16 protein-coding genes and 2 pseudogenes are annotated in these 19,904 nt (G+C 61.5%); 13 read left to right on the top strand and 5 right to left on the bottom strand.

Translation table 11 applies throughout. The annotated features are described in order from the left end of the window. Positions 1 to 69: 69 nt before the first annotated feature. Together HGO40_RS00755 and HGO40_RS00750 are read left to right on the top strand one after the other, a co-directional pair. Complete coding sequence (locus HGO40_RS00755; RefSeq protein WP_250961476.1) at positions 70 to 1,320, top strand: MFS transporter; 1,251 nt, start codon at positions 70 to 72, stop codon at positions 1,318 to 1,320. Between the two features lie 594 nt (positions 1,321 to 1,914). Continuing rightward, the gene (locus tag HGO40_RS00750) at positions 1,915 to 3,186 is read left to right on the top strand and encodes an OmpP1/FadL family transporter (RefSeq protein ID WP_250961475.1); all 1,272 of its coding nucleotides are present in this window, start codon (positions 1,915 to 1,917) and stop codon (positions 3,184 to 3,186) included. Between the two features lie 68 nt (positions 3,187 to 3,254). On the opposite strand, the gene HGO40_RS00745 is transcribed toward HGO40_RS00750, so the two are convergent. Beyond that, positions 3,255 to 4,277: an AraC family transcriptional regulator gene (locus HGO40_RS00745; protein ID WP_250961474.1), complete on the bottom strand. Its 1,023-nt coding sequence runs from the start codon at positions 4,275 to 4,277 to the stop codon at positions 3,255 to 3,257. Between the two features lie 143 nt (positions 4,278 to 4,420). Here HGO40_RS00745 and HGO40_RS00740 point away from each other — a divergent pair, with 143 nt between their 5' ends. From HGO40_RS00740 to HGO40_RS30695, 5 genes and pseudogenes are all read left to right on the top strand, one after another. Then, positions 4,421 to 5,320: a fatty acid desaturase family protein gene (locus HGO40_RS00740; RefSeq protein ID WP_250961473.1), complete on the top strand. Its 900-nt coding sequence runs from the start codon at positions 4,421 to 4,423 to the stop codon at positions 5,318 to 5,320. Between the two features lie 281 nt (positions 5,321 to 5,601). After that, on the top strand, positions 5,602 to 6,699 hold the full coding sequence (locus HGO40_RS00735; protein WP_250961472.1) for a substrate-binding domain-containing protein: 1,098 nt from the start codon (positions 5,602 to 5,604) through the stop codon (positions 6,697 to 6,699). Positions 6,700 to 6,725: 26 nt separating this feature from the next. Beyond that, positions 6,726 to 9,038, top strand: a pseudogene (locus HGO40_RS30705) (sensor histidine kinase); the annotation flags it as partial. A 51-nt stretch (positions 9,039 to 9,089) separates the two neighbouring features. Then, positions 9,090 to 9,587, top strand: a pseudogene (locus HGO40_RS30700) (response regulator transcription factor); the annotation flags it as partial. Then, positions 9,588 to 10,499, top strand: a complete 912-nt coding sequence (locus HGO40_RS30695) for a sensor histidine kinase (protein WP_502943176.1) — start codon at positions 9,588 to 9,590, stop codon at positions 10,497 to 10,499. It begins immediately after the preceding pseudogene. A 5-nt stretch (positions 10,500 to 10,504) separates the two neighbouring features. Here the strand turns inward: HGO40_RS30695 and HGO40_RS00725 are convergent, their stop codons facing one another. From HGO40_RS00725 to HGO40_RS00715, 3 genes are all read right to left on the bottom strand, one after another. Beyond that, complete coding sequence (locus tag HGO40_RS00725) at positions 10,505 to 11,572, bottom strand: hypothetical protein (RefSeq protein ID WP_250961470.1); 1,068 nt, start codon at positions 11,570 to 11,572, stop codon at positions 10,505 to 10,507. Then, positions 11,562 to 12,692, bottom strand: coding sequence for an HlyD family secretion protein (locus HGO40_RS00720; RefSeq protein ID WP_250961469.1), 1,131 nt, complete (start codon positions 12,690 to 12,692; stop codon positions 11,562 to 11,564). The genes HGO40_RS00725 and HGO40_RS00720 overlap by 11 nt, the downstream gene beginning before the upstream one ends. 73 nt (positions 12,693 to 12,765) lie before the next feature. Next, on the bottom strand, positions 12,766 to 13,290 hold the full coding sequence (locus tag HGO40_RS00715; protein ID WP_284738960.1) for a transporter suffix domain-containing protein: 525 nt from the start codon (positions 13,288 to 13,290) through the stop codon (positions 12,766 to 12,768). A 202-nt stretch (positions 13,291 to 13,492) separates the two neighbouring features. On the opposite strand from HGO40_RS00715, the gene HGO40_RS00710 reads away from it, so the two are divergent. Both HGO40_RS00710 and HGO40_RS00705 read left to right on the top strand, forming a co-directional pair. After that, entirely contained in the window at positions 13,493 to 13,963 is a 471-nt protein-coding gene (locus HGO40_RS00710; protein WP_250961468.1) for a carboxymuconolactone decarboxylase family protein, read from the top strand. 45 nt (positions 13,964 to 14,008) lie between these two features. Further along, positions 14,009 to 14,398, top strand: coding sequence for a MerR family transcriptional regulator (locus tag HGO40_RS00705; protein ID WP_250961467.1), 390 nt, complete (start codon positions 14,009 to 14,011; stop codon positions 14,396 to 14,398). A 13-nt stretch (positions 14,399 to 14,411) separates the two neighbouring features. On the opposite strand, the gene HGO40_RS00700 is transcribed toward HGO40_RS00705, so the two are convergent. Next, positions 14,412 to 15,305, bottom strand: a complete 894-nt coding sequence (locus HGO40_RS00700; protein ID WP_186706239.1) for a LysR family transcriptional regulator — start codon at positions 15,303 to 15,305, stop codon at positions 14,412 to 14,414. A 95-nt stretch (positions 15,306 to 15,400) separates the two neighbouring features. Between HGO40_RS00700 and HGO40_RS00695 the strand changes: the two genes are divergently transcribed. The 4 genes from HGO40_RS00695 to arsJ all read left to right on the top strand — a co-directional run bounded on the left by HGO40_RS00695 (position 15,401) and on the right by arsJ (position 19,887). Next, positions 15,401 to 16,567: an MFS transporter gene (locus tag HGO40_RS00695; protein ID WP_250961466.1), complete on the top strand. Its 1,167-nt coding sequence runs from the start codon at positions 15,401 to 15,403 to the stop codon at positions 16,565 to 16,567. A gap of 85 nt (positions 16,568 to 16,652) precedes the next feature. After that, entirely contained in the window at positions 16,653 to 17,282 is a 630-nt protein-coding gene (locus HGO40_RS00690) for a LysE family translocator (protein ID WP_250961465.1), read from the top strand. Positions 17,283 to 17,652: 370 nt separating this feature from the next. Continuing rightward, positions 17,653 to 18,657, top strand: coding sequence for an ArsJ-associated glyceraldehyde-3-phosphate dehydrogenase (locus HGO40_RS00685; RefSeq protein WP_250961464.1), 1,005 nt, complete (start codon positions 17,653 to 17,655; stop codon positions 18,655 to 18,657). Between the two features lie 9 nt (positions 18,658 to 18,666). Continuing rightward, a complete protein-coding gene (arsJ, locus tag HGO40_RS00680; protein WP_250961463.1) occupies positions 18,667 to 19,887 on the top strand; it encodes an organoarsenical effux MFS transporter ArsJ in 1,221 nt (406 codons plus the stop codon). Positions 19,888 to 19,904: the final 17 nt, after the last annotated feature.

Below are 19,904 nucleotides of genomic sequence, written 5' to 3'. Positions count from 1 at the left end.
TTGATCATAGATCATCCAGATTTGCACGCCTAGACTGCGACTCGCAATGAGAATTGGGAGACCCGAGCAATGACTGACTGTGTTTGTAATGCCGTATCCGACAGCCATCTCGGCGCCGGGGTGGATGTTGAACCTGCGACACCCGCATGGATGGCCGTATTTTCGTTGGCAATGGGCGTGTTTGGATTGCTGACCGCAGAGTACCTTCCGGCCAGCCTGTTGACGCCCATGGCGACCGACCTGGGTGTGTCCGAAGCGTTGGCTGGCCAAGCGGTAACGGTCACTGCAGTGGTCGCACTGTTCGCTGGCCTGCTGGTGCCAGGCCTTACCCGCAGTATCGACCGCCGCTGGGTGCTGCTGGGGTTTTCCACGTTGATGATTGCCTCCAATCTACTGGTCGCCGTTTCCTCCAGTCTCGCGGTGCTGCTGGTCATGCGTATCTTGCTGGGTATCGCCCTTGGCGGGTTCTGGAGCATGGCGGCAGCGGTGGCGATGCGCTTGGTGCCGGGTGCTTTGTTGCCCCGGGCGCTCTCGATCATTTTCAGCGGCATTGCCGTCGGGACGGTGGTTGCGGTCCCATTGGGCAGCTACCTGGGCGGGCTATATGGCTGGCGTAGCGCGTTCTTTGCAGCGGCGGCAGTCGGCGTGGTGACCCTGGCTTTCCAGTCGTTCACGCTGCCACGCCTTGCGCCGCGCCGGCCGGCACGCCTGCGCACTGTATTGGAAGTGCTGCAGCGCCCGGGCATCGCCATGGGCATGTTCGGTTGTGTGCTGGTGCACAGCGGCCACTTCGCGATGTTCACCTATGTCCGGCCGTTCCTCGAAGGGACCACTGGCATCGGCCCGCAAGGGGTGTCGCTGATGCTGCTGGGTTTCGGTGTGGCGAACTTTGGCGGCACGTTGTTACCCGGATGGCTGCTTGAGCGCCGCCCGCTGGCCACCCTGGTGTTCATGCCGACGTTGGTGGGCGTTGCAGCACTGGCGCTGGTTTTGTTGCCGGCCTCGGTGCCGGGGCAGGCGGTGCTGTTGGCGATCTGGGGCTTGGCCTTTGGTGGTGTGCCGGTGGCATGGTCGAACTGGGTCGCCAGCGCGGTACCCGATCAGGCGGAAAGCGCCGGTGGCATGGTGGTGGCATCTGTACAGTCGGCCATCGCAACAGGCGCCGCTGCTGGCGGTGCGATGTTCAGCCTCGGCGGCAGCGTCGGCGTATTCGTGGCGGCGGCTGTACTGATGCTGTTGGCCGCGTTGCTGATTGCGTTGCGGGTCCGGGTTCCTTCTGCCCATGGCAATGCCCAGGCCAGGCCCGCGCTGCACCTCTGATCCTGCTTCTCAGCCACGCCGATTTCTGAGAAGCGGTGTGATAACGGCGACCTAGTTATCCAAGAAATCCGTGAGTATGTCTGTGGATAACCGCGCTGATGCCAGGCAGGCAGCGCGTTTTAACGGGCGCTCAAAAAATGTACAGGCAGTTTGATGTCACCTTCCGCCGTGGGCGATTGGGTTTAAACAGGGCGCTGAAAACCAGGACCACCTTGTATGCGTGTTCAAGGGCGCCGCCTTCGCTTTCAGTGCTGTCTTGAGTCGTCAACGCTTCTGAATTGCCTCCGAACCCCTTCTGCGCAGCCCTATTCCGATAAACGCGTACCCTGCCGGCGCAATGCCGCATCAGCCCCTTTATTTGTCCGGGTTGTGACTATTGACACAAATGGTCACATGAATAAGTATGACGCGTCTGTCTCGAGAGATCGCCATGAACCAGCGCCGCGGCAGGCTTCCGGTTTTTCCAGGGCAGGCCTCTACGGGGGTCACTGTCAGCCCGTTCAGAGAGCGCTGATATGCCCAGCTTTGCCCAGTTGCTGCAGCAATTCTTCACGAGCTCCATCCACCTCAGCTGCTGTTTCAAGAGTTCAAATAATGAAAAAAATAATGCTCAAGACCCCACTGGGCCTCGCCGCTCTGCTCGCAACTTCTCATGTGCTTGCCAGCGGATTCGCTCTTAATGAACAAAGCATCAGCGGGATGGGATCGGGGTTTGCCGGTCGTTCGTCCTCTGCTGAAGATGCGAGCACCGTTTTCGGCAATCCGGCAGGCATGTCTCGATTGAAGAGAGAGGAGGTGAGCGTTGGCGCGGCGATGCTTGTCGCGAAGTCCGACATAAGCCAAACCAGCAGCACTTTCGGTGGCCAAGAGGACGGCGATATGGTGCCAGTGACCACGGTGCCAATGGGTTACTACGTCAAGCCCATTGATGAGCACTGGGCGTTCGGTGTTGGTTTTTATGTTCCTTTCGGCCTGATTACCGATTATGGCAGCGGTTTTGCCGGGCGTTATTACGCCAACAAAAGCGAGGTCACGACCCTTACGTTCCAGCCCACTGTCAGCTATGCCTTTAACGACAAAGTCTCGATTGGCTTCGGTCCCACCCTCAACCGCATCAGCGGTGAAATATCGGGAATGGTGCCCAATCCCCTGAGCCCTGGCCGCAACGATGGAAAACTCAAAAGCACTGGCGACGACACGGCCCTCGGTTTCAACGCCGGGATCCTGGTGCAGGCTACCGACCGACCCCGTTTGGGGATGACCTACCATTCCAAGGTCAGTTACCACTTGGACGCCAAGACCAAGGTCACCAACGGAATCTTCAGTGTGCTGGGCGTCAGTGGCGAGAGCTATGACGCTTCGCTGGATGTGGATACCCCGGAATCGGTGGACTTCTCGGTGACTTATCAGCTCAACGCTGATTGGACCCTGTATGCGGGGAGTACCTGGACGCGTTGGAGTCGCTTCAAGGAACTGACCATCGAGAACTCGGGATTGCCTCCTTTGCTCAGCGGCTCGCTCGGCACCATTACCGAAGAGCAGAATTGGCACGATACCTGGGCTCACGCCATCGGTGCGGCGTATCGGTTGAACAACCAATGGGTGCTTCGCGCAGGTTTGTCGGTCGACCAGTCGCCCGCCAATAACACCAATCGCGGACCGCGTATTCCCACAGGTGACCGCACGGTAATCAGCTTCGGTGCTGGTTGGACACCGGTGGAAGATGTCACGGTCGACGTCGCCTATTCTTATCTGCAGGAGGAGAGCGTGCAGGTCAACCACACCTCAGCGACCCGGGGTGCCTACCGTTCCAAGTATCAGAACAGCGCGAACGGGCTGGGTGCTGCGGTCAGCTACCGCTTCTGATGGGCTGCCGCGTTACGGTAACTGAACGACTGGGTGGCACCTGTTGCCTCCCGGTCTTTTAGGCGCGCTCACCGCGTTGAGACTTTCCGATACGCGTTCGGCGACTGTCCAAACCAGCGCCGGAACGCACGCGCGAAGGCTGTAGCATCAGCGTAGCCAAGCTGAAACGCTAGGTCCTCCAGCTTCATCTCGGTATTTTCCAACAGTTGCCCGGCGAGTTGTTTACGCTCCGCCTCGACGAGTTTGCGCAAAGTAGTGCCTTCCTCTGTCAGCCTGCGATGCAGGCTGCGCGGCGCCATCGCCAGCTGATTGGCAACCTCTTCAAGGGAAGCTGCCAGTCCCGTTGCCCCCAACAGAAGTTGTCGGACCTGGCCGGTGACGCCGCCGACTTGCCGTCTCTCCAGTTGCGCTCGGCACTGCTCTTCCAATAACCGGACCAGATGTGCGTCGTACATCGGCAGCGGCAACTCCGCATCTTGCCGACGCAGCACGATGGCGTTGCGCGAACAGCCATAGTGCGGCGCGATGCCGCTCAGTGCTTCGATTCGGTCCGCGTGCGCCGGCGGGCTGCCTTGAAATTCGAGCCGTAGCAGGCGCAATCCCGACAACGCGAGCTCGTCGAACAGGCGAATGCTGGTCGCCATGTCTCGTTCCAGCAGGAATTGCCGCAGGTGGTGCGGGATCGCCGAGGCGTCGACGCTCGTGCCGTATTCATGCTGATCGCAGAATATCTCCAACCGGCAATACGCCGTGCTCAGCGGCAGGTAGCGCAGGGCGCACTGAACGGCCTCGCGCACATTGCGGCTGGTTCGCAGCGCAAACCCCCAAAGGCCGAAAGTCGCCACGTTGTACCGCAGGCCAAGCTCGAAGCTCAACGCGGGAATGTTCGGCAAAGCCAGCATCAGGTTTTCGATCAGGCGCATCTCCTGCTCGCGTGCGATCAGGGCGTCCGCGTCCCGCAGCTGCGCTTCGATGATGCCGGTGCCCAGCAGGCAGGTCTGCGCATCGACGCCATAGCGCGCAGCGAAATTCACCATCACCTGACTGATGGCCACGGGGTGCTTGAAGATCGCGTGCTTTGGTATGCCCATGCCGAAAACTTCTAAGACAACGGTGTGATACCGCCTGGCCAGAAATGCATGGCAATAGGCGTCCCAGGTCCTACTAAGGGTACATGACTACCGACTAAGGTTGCGCAACCCACCAACAATAAGAACGTCCCGGGAGGGCGACCATGGATCAGGATCTCGACGCGCTGAATAAAAAAGCCGTTGCCACGGCACGCGAATACACCACTGAACTGGCCTGGCCGACGATGGCACTGATGCTACTGGTGTGGACATCGCTTATCGGCGATTTTTATCTGTTCGCGACAGGCCAGTTATCCCTGCCAACGGCGACACTGATCTATGCCGTTGTCACCTACATGTCCTATACACCCCTGCATGAGGCCGTGCACGGCAATATTCATGGTGCTCATCATCGACTGCAGTGGCTCAATGATCTTTGTGGGTACCTGGTCGCGCCTTTGATGATAGTGCCGTTCTCTACTCACAAGGTCGAGCATTTCACCCACCATCGTTTCACCAACCAGCCGGACAAGGATCCGGACTACGTCGTTAATGGCATGAGCGGTGGATTTCTCGCGTTCCTGGCGTGCGGATTTCGTTTCCTGTGGGTCCAGAACACCTTCTTGTTCCGCGACTATTGGCCGACCGCTCCACGGCGGGTGAAGGCAACCTACATTGCAGAGGTGCTGTTCGCGATCGGCTGGCGTGCCGCGCTCATTGCGCTCATTGAGCGAGAACATACCTGGGTGCTACTGGTGTTCGGCTACTTGGCCGGTGGGTACTTCGTCGCGTACTGGTTCGCCTATCGCCCCCACGTGCCCTACCAGGAGTCCACGCGTTACCGGAACACCAACAGCCTGATCATGCCCGGATGGATCAAACCGTTGGAGTGGTTCTGGCTCGGCCAGAACCTGCACTCCGTGCACCACCTGTTCCCACGGGTGCCGTTCTATCGCTACCACGCATTGCATCGCCGTATCGAGCCGATCATGCGTGCTCACGGTACGCCGATGATCGGCGCCTTCAATCGACGCAATGTCGACGCTGCTCGACGTCCTGAGTAACAAGGGTTGCGACATATTCTTCGCCATTGGGTGGCGGGATGGTGGTAAAGCAATTGCTCCGCGTGGAGCTGTTGAGATGGAGACCCGCCGGTGCAGCAGCCACTGTGAGCTCTTATGGATCGCTCAGTTGGCTGAAATTCTCCATGGCCGCGCGGAGCGGGCATGTTGAGACTATGCTCATTGCCACTGCAGCAATGTACTGGTTTCAATTATCGGCCGCCCAAGAAAGGAGTCTGTATGTGCCTGTTTTTTCCTGCTCGGTTCTCTTCGGGAGTGGCCGAATGAGCGGCTTGGTATCCCAAATCGTGTGGCGCCTCGCCGGCTGCGTGGCCGGGCTGGCGATGGTTGCCACCCCTCCAGCCCAAGCGGCCGAGGGCGGTATCGCCGGCGGCCCGACCGCAAGCTATAGCATTGCCTTCAGCAACTCCTACGCGGGAAGCGATTTCCGCAAAGTCATGGTGCGCAACTGGCAGGAGATCGCGGCCCAGGCGCAGAAGGATGGCTTGATCCGGGAGGCTCCGGTGGTCAGCGCCAATAACTCCGCATCGGAACAAGCGGCCCATATCCAGGACTTGATCGTCAAGGGCACCAACGCCATCGTTATCCTGGCCGCGTCCGACACGGCCCTCAATGGGGTGATCCGCGACGCGTGCAACGCCGGCATCGTAGTGGTCGTGATGGCCAGCCTGGTCACCGAAAGCTGTGTCTATACCGTGGACTACAACTGGTCTGCCATGGGCCGCGTGGAAATCGATTACATCGCCGAGCGCCTCAAGGGGAACGGAACGCTGTTGGAGATTCGCGGCATTGCCGGCGATGCCACCGATAAGAATATCAGCGACGGCATTCGCAAGGCCGCTGGCGACTACCCAGGCCTGAAATTCGCCAAGACGGTGTACGGGAACTGGACGGCTTCCGTGGCACGCAAGGAGGTGGCGCTGGCGCTGCCGTCGCTGCCCGGCATTGATGCCGTCGCGACTCAAGGGGGCGACGGTTATGGCGCGGCCATGGCGTTCAAGGCGGCGGGGCGTCCATTGCCGATCATCGTGATGGGGAACCGCCAGGATGAACTCGCCCTGTGGATACAGGAACGCGATGCCACTGGTTACGAGACCGTCTCTGTCTCCGCTTCTCCGAGCGTTTCCCAGGTGGGTTTCTGGGGGGCCCAGCAGATCCTGGCGGGCAAGCAGGTGCCTAAGTTCGTCGAGGTGCCGTTGGTGCGTATCGATGGGAAAGCCCTGGACGGCTGGCTCGCCACGATGCCGGTGGGCGGCGCCGCCAATCCTTTCTACAGCCAGGCTTCCGTCGCGGCAATGATCGACGCGGCCATCAACAATAAGGCGTCGCCCACGCCTTTGCCGGAAGTTACCAAACAGTAGTGGCGCGCGGGAAGCGGGGAGGGGCCATGGTGACATTCCAACTCGCCACAGACAGGCCCATTGCCGTCAGGATTGGCCTGGCGGTCGCCGCGCTGGTGTTCCTGATGCTGGCGGTGTCGCTGGTGAACCTCTACGGCCTGCGCGGCATGGTACGTGCGGTGGATTCCGCCAGCCATTCCGCGGAAATCCTGGCCTCGGTCAACGGGGCCACCGGACGGGTGGAAAACTTCATTGCCACCCGCGACCAGGAAAGCCTGTCCCAGGCCGAAGGCATGGTGGCGGCGGCTATCGCCGGTCTTTCCGCCATTCCGGTGGCCGAGGCGCAATCGCTCAAGGGCAGTCTGGAACGGCTCGCCGCGGCGATCGCCACCTTGCGGGCGGCGAGCCTGGCCATGGAGGGTGAGACGGAAAACATGACAGCCCACTACGGCCGGATGCGAGAGGCGACACTCTTGGTCGAACAGGGCATCGCCGATGGGTTGAAGGGAGTCGAGTCCCGCGCCGTTGAGCACGCGGCGCAGGCGGGCAATATTGAAAGTGCCCATCGCATCCTGGACACCCTGCGCAACGGCGAACGGATCATCACCGCCAATGTGGCCAGGGTGCTGGTGACCGGTGACGGGGCGGCCGCCACTGCGGCGCGCAGTGCCGGCGCGGCACTCCAGCCCGTGGTCGAACAACTGCGCGAACTGATGGGGGCGCCACAGGAGCGAGAGACCCTGGAGCAGTTGGCGACGGCGCTCGCTGCTGCCAGCCGGGCGGTCGAGCATCTTGGCGAAGCGCCCAAGCTCCAGGGGGACGAGGCTTTGCGGCATCTCGCTGTCGTCGGGGATGTGGTTGAGCGCCTCGAGACAATGCTGGCTGACGTGGAGGGGCAGGTCGCCCATGACGCAAGCGACATTCAGGCAGCCACCGGTTTGCTGCACAATGCCGCCGCGTTGTCCAAGCGTTTCGCCGAGCGGGGCGCCACCCTGGAGGCGCAGACCTTGTCGTTCCGCCTGTCACCGTCGGCCGAGATCGCTAGTTCGGTCGGCGCCATTCTGGACGAGCTTTCCCGCCTCTCTCGGGTTCTCCCTTCGTCCGTGGGGCTGCAGGCCAAGGCTACGCCCCTGACGGTCAGCGATCAGATTGCCGGTTACCGGGCGGCATTCGCCAGGTTCCATCAGGCGAGCAATGCCCTGGGCGGCGCGCGCGATCAGGTTCGCAACGAGGCACGGAGCGCCGGCCTGTTGGTGGCGCGCTTCGCAGGCCAAGCGCGCTCCGACGCCGTGATCCACAATGATCGCAGCATGCTTGCGACGATACTTGCGGGCACCGTCGCCATTCTGCTGGCCGGCGCCATCGCCTGGAGCACGTCGCGATTTGTCGCGCAGCCCATCGTGGCCCTGGCCTCGGTCATGCGCCGGCTTGCCGCCGGTGACCTGAACGCCGAGATCGCCAGCGCCGGACGCGGCGACGAGATCGGCATCATGACCCGCGCCGTACGGGTGTTCCAGGAGAATGCCCTGCGCATTCGCGTGCTGGAGGCCGAGGCCGAGGCCGAACGACAGCAAGTCCAGGCCTCTTTGGAAAGAATGGTCGCCGAACGGACCGACACGCTGCACCAACAAACCGAAGTGCTGGAGGCGCAAGCCGTCGAACTCATTCAGGCGCGCAACCACGCCGAGACCGCTAACCAGGCAAAGAGCGATTTCGTCGCCACGGTCAGCCACGAACTGCGCACTCCGCTGACCCGCATTCTCGCCCCGCTGGAGCAGCTTTCGGCAGCGACCACCCCGCCAGTGGACTGGCGGGTGCAAATCGAACGCGCCCAACGCAATGCGCTGCGCTTGATGAACCGGGTGAATGACATCCTCGATTTCTCCAAGGCCGAAGCGGGCAAGTTTGAACTGTGTCCAACGCCCATTGACTTGAACACGGTGGTGGGTGTGCTGGCCGAGGATGCCGCCATGGTGGCCGAGGGCAAGGGCTGCACGTTGACCGCCAGCATCGATCCCGCGCTCGGCACGGTGTTCCTGGATCCCCGACACTTCGAGAAGATTCTGCTCAACCTGGTCAGCAATGCCATCAAGTTCACGCCCGCCGGCGGCACCGTGCACCTGGCCGTGACGCCAATGGATGGCGAGCGATTCGAACTCGCGGTGCAAGACTCGGGGATTGGCATTGCGCCCGACAAACTGCCGCTGCTGTTCCAGCGGTTTTCCCAGATCGACAATTCCGCCACGCGCCATTACAGCGGCACAGGCATTGGCCTGGCCCTGGTCAAGGACCTGGCCGAACTGATGGGGGGCGAAGTCGGCGTCAACAGCGAGCCCGGACGAGGTTCGCGTTTCTTTGTCCGGCTGCCGCTGGGGGCTGAGCAACACACTGTGCCGACCGAAGCCAGCCATATGCACGAGCGATCGTCGCCAAGCACAACCAGCACAGTAGAGCAGCGCCACCTGCGTTTTGACGACGGCCGCCAGGGCAGTCGCAACGACCGCGCATCGACGCCAGGCACAGACGACGAGCAGCATCCGGAACATGCCTTGCGATCCAAAGTACTGGTGGTCGACGACAGCCCGGAAATGCTCAGCTATCTCAGCGAACTGTTGCACGACGACTATACGGTCGCCACCGCAACGGATGGAGAGCAGGCCTGGGCACTGCTGCAGCTTCGAGCCATCGATGTCGTGGTTTCGGACGTGATGATGCCGAAGCTTGACGGCTTTGGCCTGACAGCACGGATCAAGGCCAGCGCCGGTTTTGCCCATTTACCCGTGATCCTGGTGACCGCCCGCGGTGGTAGCGAGGCGTGCGTCTCCGGGCTGGAGAGTGGCGCCGATGACTACATCGCCAAACCCTTTTCGCCGCTGGAGCTCAAGGCCCGTGTGCGCGCGGCGCTACGCATGAGCCAGGTGCAAACCGAACTGCATGCAAAATCCCGCCAGGCGGGCATGGCTGAAATCGCCACGACTGTGCTGCACAACGTCGGCAATGTCCTCAACAGCGTGAACGTATCGGCAGAACTGGTCAGCAGTCAGATGCGCTCCTCCAAGGCCCAGGGGCTGGGCAAGGTGGCTCAATTGATGAGCGAACACGTCCATGACCTGAGCGATTTTCTCACCAACGACCACAAGGGAAAGATGCTGCCCGATTACCTGCTCAAGCTGGCAAAGGTGGTGACGGAAGAGCAAGAGGGCATCATCGAAGAGCTCGGGCAACTCACCAAGGGCATTGACCACATCAAAACCATTGTCGCGGCCCAGCAGTCCTATGCCGTCGCCGTCAGTATTGTCGAGACAGTGCCAGTCGCAGCGCTGATCGACGATGCCTTGCGCATGAGTGCGGGACTACTGGCGCGCCGGGAGGTGACGGTGGTCAAGGACCTTGCCGACTTGCCCCTGCTGCCGTTGGACCGGCATCGGGTGCTGCTGATTCTGGTGAACCTGATCAACAATGCCAAGCAGGCGTTGGACAGCGTGGTCGATCGCAGCCCATGCGTCACGTTCAGCGCGTTCCTCGCTGACGGAGCATTGCGCATCACGGTGGCCGACAACGGCAGTGGGATTGAGCCTGAGCACCTCAAGCGTATTTTTTCCCATGGCTTCACGACTCGCAAAGACGGTCACGGTTTCGGCCTGCACAGCTGCGCGCTGGCCGCGCAGGAAATGGGTGGCAGCTTGACCGTGCACAGCGACGGGGCCGGACAGGGCGCAACCTTTACCCTCGATATTCCTCTTGATGCTTCGCTGAGTCAGCGAAGCACACCGAACCGGCACGTCCAGCCGGTCGACGATATGTCCGCGACCCATGAGTGAAGGTTTTACCCGCCGGACCTGGTGGCTGCGATGGGCCGCTGCACGCGCGCGCTGGGCCACAGCAGCGCGGCCAGGCCAATGGCATAGATAACCGCAAACAGCACGTAGGCGATACGGGTGGAAAACAGCTGGGGCGTTTCTGTCGGCAACGGTGATACACCGAGCCCGAACAGGATGAGGAACGTCATGAGCCCTGCGCCGAATACCTTGCCAGCGGTGTTACCCACGGCGGCTTTGCCGGCAAACAGCAGGCTGACCAGCAGCAGGATCAGCGCCACCAGCCACAAGGTCGGCCGCAGTTCGAACAGCGTAAAGGCCAAGGAAGCCACGACCCCACCCAGCAGATTGACCATCACCAGCCCGAGGGCGCTGCGGCTGCTCATGTCCAGAGAGAGCTGGCTGAGCAACGAGGCCACCGTGATGGGCACGACCATCGCTGTGGCCAATCGTGGATCGCTCAGGCACAGCGCAATCATGGCCAGCAAAATCGCCGCGCTGGCCATGGCCTGGCGAATCACCAGCGTCAGCTCGCGCGGCTGAGCGCGTTGCGGGTCGGCCTGTTCACCCGCAGGGTCGGGCAGCAGCGCATGGGCGCCCCAGGTCAGTAGCAAACCCAGGCTGACCGCCTTGACCAGAACGAGCACGATGGACTCGCCCAGATCGCGCTGCACGGTATCGAGCATCGGCACCACAATGGCAATCACCAGCATCAGCGCCGGTCCCGCGCCGCCCAGTTGTCGGCCTTGGGCGGTAAAGCAGGCGAAATAAACCAGCCACAGCGACGGCAGGAGCACCCAAGGCCGCTCCCCGAACATGCCGGTCATACCCACCAGCAGCGCGCCGGTCAGCAGACTCACCAGCAGCGTGATCAACCCCTGGGATAATGCGGGCGCGCGGCGGCTGGCCAAGAGGAACTGGGTGGCAAACAAGGGCGCGAGAAAGGGCAGGATGTCACCCAGGACCAGACCCGTGCACAAGCCCACGGTCACGGCCAGGGCGACGCGCAATCCCTGGCGTTTGATCCTCAGCAGTTCCAGCGCAGCTTGCCCATCAATTGACCCGTCAATTGACATAGTTCAGCCAGGCGCCCAGGCGTGTCATCAATGCCCCCAGCGCGTTCGTCATGGGGTTGTCATCGGTATAGATCACCACGCTTACCTGCGAGCCGTAACGTGGGCCGATCGGGTGCGGTTCCTCCACGATCAGGCGTACGGGAAAGCGTTGCGGGTCGCGCACCCAACCACTCTGGTTGCGCACGGAGGGCAGTGCGGCGTTGCTGCTATCTTGTTGTGCGACACCCCAGCCAACGCTTTCGACGTGTCCCTTGAATACCCGGCCCGGCAAGACATCGAACACCAGTTCCGCCGGGTCGTCAGCCTGCACATGCTCCAGGCTGTTTTCCTTGAAGGCCGCAGACACCCATACCGTGCCCCTGTCGATGAAGGTCAGTGCCGGTTGGCCAGCGCTGATGACCTGGCCAATGGCGAGCTGCAGGTTGGTGATCACGCCATCGGCGGGTGCAATGACTTCGGTACGCACCAGATCCAGCCGGGCTTTTTCCAGCGCGGCCAGGGCTTGCTTGAATTGCGGGTTGTCGTTGCCTTTGGGCCCCAGTTGCTGGCGTGCCCGTTCCAGGTCGGCTTGGGCTTTGCTCACGGCCGCTTCGGCGGAGCTCAGCGAGGCTTTGGATTCATCCTGGCGGGCGGGGGCGAACACACCGCGCTCGACCAATTGATTCACCCGCCGGGCTTGCTCGCGTATGTTGTCGCGCTGCGCCCGCGCCGACACCAGCTGTGCCTGGGCGGCATCCACCGAGGCAGTACTGGCACCCAAGGTTTGGCCGGTTTCCTCCAGTCGCGCCTCAGCCTCGTTGACGACAAGCTTGTAGGGTTGCGGGTCGATACGAAACAGCACCTGGCCGGCCTTCACCCGGGCATTGTCGAGCACCGCGATTTCTGTCACACGGCCCCCCACCTCGGCAGCCATTTCGACCACATAAGCTTGCACCACGGCTTGTGACGTCGAGGGCGTTCGTCGCTCCATGAAGATGGAGAGGGTGAACAGCACGGCGATCAGAATCGCAACGCCTAGCGCAATGCGCCGCAGTGGATTGGCTGGCCCAGGCTGTTCAGGCGGCGGTTCAGTCTGGCGTTCAGGCTCGAAGGAAACGGGCGGAGTCTGTGTTCCGGGCATGTCGGTACCTGCGAGTCATGGCATTTCAAGAACAGCTGACAGAGCGCCGGGGGGAGGCGATCCGGGCGTAGGTTCAGCCCGGGGCGGCGGTCGTGACCCGGGCGGTGCGGATAAACAGCGCGCGCAATTTCTCCCAGAAATTGCCACCCAGGACGAAGAAGCTGCTCACCAACAGTGCAGCGCCAAGCAGTTGCAATGCCCAGCTATTGGGACGCAGGCCGGGTGCGAAAGCGTCGACATAGGGTTCGAGAAAGGAGCACACCAAGGGCAAGCAGAACATCACCAAGCCAATACGGTGGCGGGTAACGCTGACCTCCAGATCGGCACTGGGCACAAGGCCCGACACGTAGCCGAACACATGTTGCTTGAGCTCCTGGAAACCCGCCTTGCCCATCACCGCGATGACCAGCAGCAACAACACCTTGTTGATGATGAACAGTGCGCCGGTGATCGCCGCGATGGTGGAGCGGGGTACATCCGCAGCCGCTGCCAGCGGCACCAACAACCACAGCGAGAGCATCAGACAAAGGATGGCGATGCCTAGCTTGAAGCGCCATTTCGCGGATTTTGAAGTTGCCGGGGGCTGAGCCGTGGTCATGCTGCCTTACCTTCGTTTAGACATTATTGTGGGTAGGGTCTGGAGCAAAACTGAGCTTAGCAGCTGGACTGTCGCCGCGTTTTTTTAACAACAGTCCCCTAGCACCAGGCGCTTGACTTAGAGCGCGCTCTAACCAATAGCCTCCTTGTTGCACCGCCAAAACGGCCCGTTCCGTTGTGCGGCTTAAACAAGGAGACAGGCCATGACATTTAAAAAACTTAGCGTTGCAACCGGGCTCGTGCTTTCAGCGTGCGTAACTGTAGCGCCGGCAACCGAGCCGGATAATCGACGAGCAAAGGGCACGGAGACCCTGGAAAAAATCACCGGAGCCACCGGCAACACCGTGGTGAACTCGCTGAGTGACATTTCGCCTGAGCTGGGTGAGTGGATAGTCGATTTCGCCTACGGTGATGTGTTTTCCAGGTCTGGCGTCGCGCTTTGCACACGCGAGCTGGCAACCATCTCGGCCCTCACCGCGTTGGGGAACGCGCAACCTCAACTCAAGGTGCACATAGAGGGAGCCTTGAATGTCGGTTGTCAACCTGAGGAAATCGTTGAAATCATCATCCAGATGGCGGTATATGCTGGCTTTCCAAGCGCGTTGAATGGCATTAGCGCAGCGCGGGAAGTGTTCGCCAAACGAGGCATCAAGATCGCCGCGCGTCCCCAGTGAACGGGCCCCCTGCATGACCAACACCGATGGCCAAGGACAGTGCTTATGAACGCCTACCAGACGATTAATCAGGTCGCCAAGCGTACCGGCCTCACGGCGTATACCCTGCGCTATTACGAACGCATCGGTCTGTTGGCACCGGTCGCCCGAGCGGCCGGCGGGCAACGGCTCTATGCACCGACGGATATGGCGTGGCTTGATTTTCTGCTGCGTCTACGCACCACTCACATGACCATCGGCAAAATGCAGATATTCGCCCAGCTGCGCAGCGCCGGGGATTCCACCGTTGCCCAACGCCGCCAGATGCTGGAAAGCCATTTGCAGGAGGTACAAGCCGAAGTGGTTGCCATGCAAAACGCCGTGGCTGCATTGCAAGTCAAGATTGATTATTACCGTGGGCTTGAAGCGGGGGAGGATGTTTCGCACCTGTTCTAGGAGGGGCGGCTGTTCACATCCGATGATGCTCCAGCAGAAAGTCCACGAACACGCGTACCCGCGCCGGCATCGCCGAGCCACCGACGAACACCGCATGGATCGGCTCCCGGTCTCCAGGGTTCCATTCTTCCAGCAGCGGTATCAGGTCGCCGCGCTGCAGGTCCTCGCTCACGGTGAAATCGCCGATACGCGCGATGCCAGCACCTACCCGTGCGAGTTGTGCCAGTGCCTCACCACTGCTGCATTCGATGTTGCCGCTGACCTTCAAGGAAAACGCTCTGCCGTCGCGGGTGAACGGCCAGTTGGGTTCGGCACGCCGGAAGTTGAAGCGCAGGCAGTTGTGCCGGAGCAAGTCTTCCGGTTCCCGGGGTGTGCCATGGCGCTCAAGGTATTCGGGCGAAGCCACCACCACCTGACCGGTGTCGCCGATCTTGCGCGCGGTCAGCGGGCTGTCGGGCAGATGGCCAAAGCGTACCGCCACGTCGGCCTGGCCGCCGAGAATGTCGACCACTTCATCGCCCAGGGTGAGGTCGACAACGATATTCGGGTAACGGGCGCTGAAGGCTGCCACCAGAGGAACAATGGTCTGCCGCCCATGACCCAGGGCGGCGCTGACCCGCAAACGGCCCTTGGGCACGCCCTGGTCGGCGACGGCTTCTTCGACCTCGGCCATGTCGGCGAGGATTCGCCGGGCGCCGCGCAGGTAAGCCTCGCCCTCGGCGGTGAAGGTGATCGCTCGCGTGGTGCGCAGCAGCAGGCGGGTGCCAAGGCGTTGTTCGGTACGGGCGATGACGCGACTGACCGCCGACGGGGTCAGTCCCAATGCGCGTGCGGCGGCCGACAAGCTGCCTTCCTGCGCCACCGTGACGAACATGGCCATTTCACCTGACCTACCGTTGAAGTCCATTTGTGCTCCTTACGCAAAGGTGATTGCCAAAAAAGCCATCTACCGCCAGGGAAGGCTGGATCGTAGCATCTGCGGCATAGATGAGGAGCCTTCCAATGCGTATCAATCCACCACTTGTCGCACTCGCCATGGGTGCCTTTGGCATCGGCGTAACCGAGTTCGCCCCCATGGGCATGTTGCCGGGCATCGCTGCCGATCTCGGCGTTTCGATTCCCGCCGCGGGCCTGTTGGTCAGTGCTTACGCCCTTGGCGTATTGCTCGGCGCACCGCTGATGACCCTGACCACCGGACGAATTCCCCGGCGCTATCTACTGATCGGGCTCATGGCGATTTTCACCCTGGGTAACCTGATGTCAGCGCTGGCGACCGATTACTACAGCCTGATGGTCGCCAGGGTGGTGACCTCACTGAACCACGGTGCGTTCTTTGGCGTGGGTTCCATCGTCGCCGCCAGCGTGGTCGCCCCGGACAAGCGTGCCGGCGCGGTCGCGGCCATGTTCATGGGCCTGACCCTCGCGACCATCGGCGGCGTGCCGCTGGCCGCCTGGGTTGGCGAACTGGTCGGCGGGCGCAGCGCATTCTGGGGGATTACCGGCCTGGGTGTGGTGGCGATGGCCGCGTTGTGGTTTGCCCTGCCCAATGTGCCTGCGCCGAAAAACATCGGTGTGCTGGCTGAGATCCGCGTATTGGGCCGTGGTCCGGTGCTGGGAGCGTTGGCCCTGACCGTCGTTGGCTCAGGTGCGATGTTCACCGTCTTCACTTACATCGCCCCGATCCTGAGCAGCGAGACTCGTGCATCCACCCCTTTCATCACCGCCATGCTGGTGCTGTTCGGAGTAGGGCTGACGTTGGGCAATATGTGGGGCGGCAAGGCCGCGGATCGCTCGATAGACCGCACCTTGATCGTTTCGCTGAGCGTGCTGATTCTTGTCTTGCTGGCCTTCACCGTATTGATGCGCTGGCCGCTGCCAGCAGCGGTCGCCATCTTGATCTGGGGCATCGCCAGTTTTGCCCTGGTGCCGCCCTTGCAAATGCGCGTGATGGAAGCCGCCAAGGACGCGCCTAACCTGGCCTCGGCAGTGAATATCGGTGCCTTCAACTTAGGCAACGCGATTGGCGCGGCGCTGGGCGGCGCGGTGATCAACGCGGGGTTGGGGTATCCCGCGATTTCCCTGGCCGGAGCGGCAGTGGCTGGCCTGGGGCTGTTGATGGGGTTGGCTTTTGCCTGGCGTTCAAGGGTGGGTGCGGCTGCGGCGGTGTGATGGATACACGGAACGTTTGACCAGACTCCAAGTGGCTCATTAGAGTGGGTAGCCGGACCGGCTTCCAACTGCCATGGACATCCAGATGAGCGACTTATCCCTGCTGCTTGCCTTCATCGCCGCTGCGTCAGTGCTCACGGTGACCCCCGGCGTGGACACCGCCATGGTGCTTCGCGCTACCGCAACTGGCGGTCGACGTTCGGCGGCGATGGCTTCCCTCGGTATCGTGCTCGGCTGCCTGGTGTGGGGCGCCGCGGTGACACTGCGGCTCGGGGCCTTGTTGCACGCTGCGGAGTGGGCTTACCTTGCGCTGAAAATTGTCGGTGCAGCTTATCTCGTCTGGTTGGGCGCCAAACTGCTGCTGCGGCCCAGGACAACGCTGCAAGGGCAGGGGAGCGAGCGCGTGGCCGCGTCTGCGCGTGACGCCTTTATCCGCGGTTTATTGACGAACCTGCTGAACCCCAAGATAGGTGTCTTCTACATCACGTTCCTGCCTCAGTTTGTCCCGAGTGGCGCGAGCGTGGCCAGTTACTCCTTCTTCCTTGCGGCGTTACATGTGCTGTTGACGTTGGCCTGGTTCGGCATTCTGGTGGCGGCGACGGTGCCACTGAGCAATTTCCTGAAACGCCCGGCGGCCCTGAAGGCCCTTGATCGGCTCACGGGCGGTGTTTTTGTCGCGTTTGGGCTCAAGCTGGCTGTTTCCAATCCGGCTTGAGCCGAATGTCGTACTGACAGTAGATGTCGCTGGGCTGCACTGTAGGAGCTGTCGAGCGAAGCGAGGCTGCGATCTTTCCCCAGACATTTGAATCTCAAGCGAAAGATCAAAAGATCGCAGCCTTCGGCAGCTCCTACAGTGCAACCCAGCGGGAGCAAGCTCCCTCGCCACAGGGCCTACCCCGAGCTCTTCGAGGCGGTGCAGCGCGGGCAGGCGTTCACCGACCCGAAGCATTTCGTGGACGCACAGCCATGTGCTCTGCAAACTAGGTCGCTTGGTATCGCCTCCGAACGATAGGCCGAAAGTGGCAATGGCCACGCCAACCCGAGCCAGGCCCCCCCCGCGGACAACAGAGACAGAGCACAACAACATGACTATCAAAGTAGGCATCAATGGTTTTGGTCGAATCGGTCGCCTCGCTCTGCGAGCAGCGTGGAGCTGGCCAGAGTTTGAATTAGTGCAGATCAACGATCCAGCGGGCGACGCGGCGACCCATGCGCACCTGATCAACTTCGACTCGGTGCATGGCCGTTGGAACAATGAAGCCAGCGCCGAAGACGACAGCGTCGTTATCGACAATAAGAGGATCAAGGTCACGGCCAACAAAGCGATCGCCGACACCGATTGGTCAGGCTGCGACCTGGTGATCGAGGCCAGCGGCAAGATGAAAACCGTGGCCGTGTTGCAGGCCTACCTGGATCAAGGCGTCAAGCGGGTAGTGGTCTGCGCGCCGGTGAAGGAGAGCGGTGCGTTGAACGTGGTCATGGGCGTCAACCAGCACCTGTTCGACCCTGCGTTGCACCGCATCGTCACCGCGGCTTCGTGCACCACCAACTGCCTGGCGCCCGTGGTGAAAGTCATCCATGAAAAGCTCGGCATTCGCCACGGCTCGATTACCACCATCCATGACCTGACCAACACCCAGAGCATCCTCGATCAGCCGCACAAGGATCTGCGTCGTGCCCGTGCTTCGGGGATGAGCCTGATTCCCACCAGCACCGGCTCGGCCACGGCCATCGCCGAGATCTTCCCGGAGCTGCGTGGACGCCTGAACGGTCACGCCGTGCGCGTGCCGCTGGCCAACGCTTCGCTGACCGACTGTGTTTTTGAAGTCGAGCGGGCCACCACTGTCGAAGAAGTTAATCAATTCCTCAAGAACGCTTCCGAGAACGAACTGAAAGATATCCTCGGTTTCGAAGAGCGCCCCCTGGTATCCATCGACTACCGCACCGACCCGCGCTCATCGATCATCGATGCGCTGTCGACCATGGTCATCAATGGCACCCAGGTCAAACTCTATGCCTGGTACGACAACGAATGGGGTTATGCCAACCGCCCCGTCGAGCTGGCCAGGCTGGTCGGTCTGGCAAACTAAGGAGCGGTCATGAAAGCCTTGTCAGCCCTTGCTCCGGAAGTGCGGCAGTACCTGCTCGTGACGGGTAACTACTGGGCCTTCACCCTCACCGACGGCGCCCTGCGCATGTTGGTGGTGCTGCACTTTCACGCGTTGGGCTACAGCCCGCTGCAAATCGCCGCGTTGTTTCTGTTCTACGAAATCTTTGGCGTGATCACCAACCTGGTGGGTGGTTATCTGGGCGCTCGATTGGGTCTGAACCGGACCATGAACATCGGGCTGGGCCTCCAGGTCGCGGCGCTGTTGATGCTCACGGTTCCGCTGGCCTGGCTGACCATCCCTTGGGTGATGGGGGCCCAGGCGCTGTCGGGGATCGCCAAGGACCTGAACAAGATGAGCGCCAAAAGCTCGATCAAGTTGCTGGTCCCCGATGGGCAGCAAGGCAAGCTCTACAAGTGGGTGGCGATCCTCACCGGCTCGAAGAATGCCCTCAAGGGCGTCGGCTTCTTTCTTGGCGGCGCCTTGCTGGCCTTGATCGGTTTCAAAGGTGCGTTGCTGGCCATGGCGGCTGTCCTGGCGCTGATCTGGGCCAGCAGTTTGATGTTATTGAAGAAGGACCTGGGCAAGGCCAAAGCCAAGCCCAAGTTTCGGGATCTCTTGTCCAAAAGCCGGGCAATCAACATTCTTTCGGCGGCGCGGATGTTCCTGTTCGGCGCCCGGGATGTCTGGTTCGTGGTGGCCTTGCCGGTGTACTTGAGCCACGTATTCGGCTGGGATTTCTGGAAGGTCGGTGGCTTCCTGGCGGCCTGGGTGATGGGCTACGGCATCGTGCAATCCTTCGCCCCCCACATCACCGGCAAGAAAAGCGGGCATGTGCCGGATGGTCGTGCAGCCTTTGGGTGGGCCCTTGCCCTGGCGGGCCTGCCAGCCTTGATTGCCCTTGGGCTCGACACCGGGTGGTCGCCACAGACGGTACTGCTCGGCGGCCTCATGGTCTTTGGTGTGCTGTTCGCGGTGAATTCGTCCCTGCACAGCTACCTGATCGTGTCCTACGCCAAGGAAGACGGCGTGTCGCTGGACGTGGGTTTCTACTACATGTCCAACGCCCTGGGACGACTGATTGGCACCGTACTCTCCGGCTGGGTCTATCAGATGTACGGTTTGGAAACGTGCTTGTGGATCTCAAGCGCCTTCGTATTGCTGGCTGCGCTGATTTCCATGGCATTACCCAGGCATGCCGAGGCGATTTGAAGCCCCTCCGATTTTTT

Source organism: Pseudomonas sp. CG7, assembly GCF_023701885.1.
GTDB lineage: Bacteria > Pseudomonadota > Gammaproteobacteria > Pseudomonadales > Pseudomonadaceae > Aquipseudomonas > Aquipseudomonas zanjanensis.
Note: the sequence above shows the minus strand (reverse complement) of the source record. Positions and strands in the feature narration are given on the sequence as shown.

What these genes read in the sequence shown, in the direction of transcription:
- HGO40_RS00755 (WP_250961476.1), top strand. Translation starts at nt 70, where the DNA reads ATGACTGACTGTGTTTGTAATGCCGTATCCGACAGCCATCTCGGCGCC.
- HGO40_RS00725 (WP_250961470.1), bottom strand. Translation starts at nt 11,572, where the DNA reads ATGTCAATTGACGGGTCAATTGATGGGCAAGCTGCGCTGGAACTGCTG.
- HGO40_RS00695 (WP_250961466.1), top strand. Translation starts at nt 15,401, where the DNA reads ATGCGTATCAATCCACCACTTGTCGCACTCGCCATGGGTGCCTTTGGC.
- HGO40_RS00685 (WP_250961464.1), top strand. Translation starts at nt 17,653, where the DNA reads ATGACTATCAAAGTAGGCATCAATGGTTTTGGTCGAATCGGTCGCCTC.
- HGO40_RS00735 (WP_250961472.1), top strand. Translation starts at nt 5,602, where the DNA reads ATGAGCGGCTTGGTATCCCAAATCGTGTGGCGCCTCGCCGGCTGCGTG.
- HGO40_RS00750 (WP_250961475.1), top strand. Translation starts at nt 1,915, where the DNA reads ATGAAAAAAATAATGCTCAAGACCCCACTGGGCCTCGCCGCTCTGCTC.
- HGO40_RS00745 (WP_250961474.1), bottom strand. Translation starts at nt 4,277, where the DNA reads ATGGGCATACCAAAGCACGCGATCTTCAAGCACCCCGTGGCCATCAGT.
- arsJ (WP_250961463.1), top strand. Translation starts at nt 18,667, where the DNA reads ATGAAAGCCTTGTCAGCCCTTGCTCCGGAAGTGCGGCAGTACCTGCTC.
- HGO40_RS00705 (WP_250961467.1), top strand. Translation starts at nt 14,009, where the DNA reads ATGAACGCCTACCAGACGATTAATCAGGTCGCCAAGCGTACCGGCCTC.
- HGO40_RS30695 (WP_502943176.1), top strand. Translation starts at nt 9,588, where the DNA reads ATGAGCCAGGTGCAAACCGAACTGCATGCAAAATCCCGCCAGGCGGGC.
- HGO40_RS00710 (WP_250961468.1), top strand. Translation starts at nt 13,493, where the DNA reads ATGACATTTAAAAAACTTAGCGTTGCAACCGGGCTCGTGCTTTCAGCG.
- HGO40_RS00720 (WP_250961469.1), bottom strand. Translation starts at nt 12,692, where the DNA reads ATGCCCGGAACACAGACTCCGCCCGTTTCCTTCGAGCCTGAACGCCAG.
- HGO40_RS00690 (WP_250961465.1), top strand. Translation starts at nt 16,653, where the DNA reads ATGAGCGACTTATCCCTGCTGCTTGCCTTCATCGCCGCTGCGTCAGTG.
- HGO40_RS00740 (WP_250961473.1), top strand. Translation starts at nt 4,421, where the DNA reads ATGGATCAGGATCTCGACGCGCTGAATAAAAAAGCCGTTGCCACGGCA.
- HGO40_RS00700 (WP_186706239.1), bottom strand. Translation starts at nt 15,305, where the DNA reads ATGGACTTCAACGGTAGGTCAGGTGAAATGGCCATGTTCGTCACGGTG.
- HGO40_RS00715 (WP_284738960.1), bottom strand. Translation starts at nt 13,290, where the DNA reads ATGACCACGGCTCAGCCCCCGGCAACTTCAAAATCCGCGAAATGGCGC.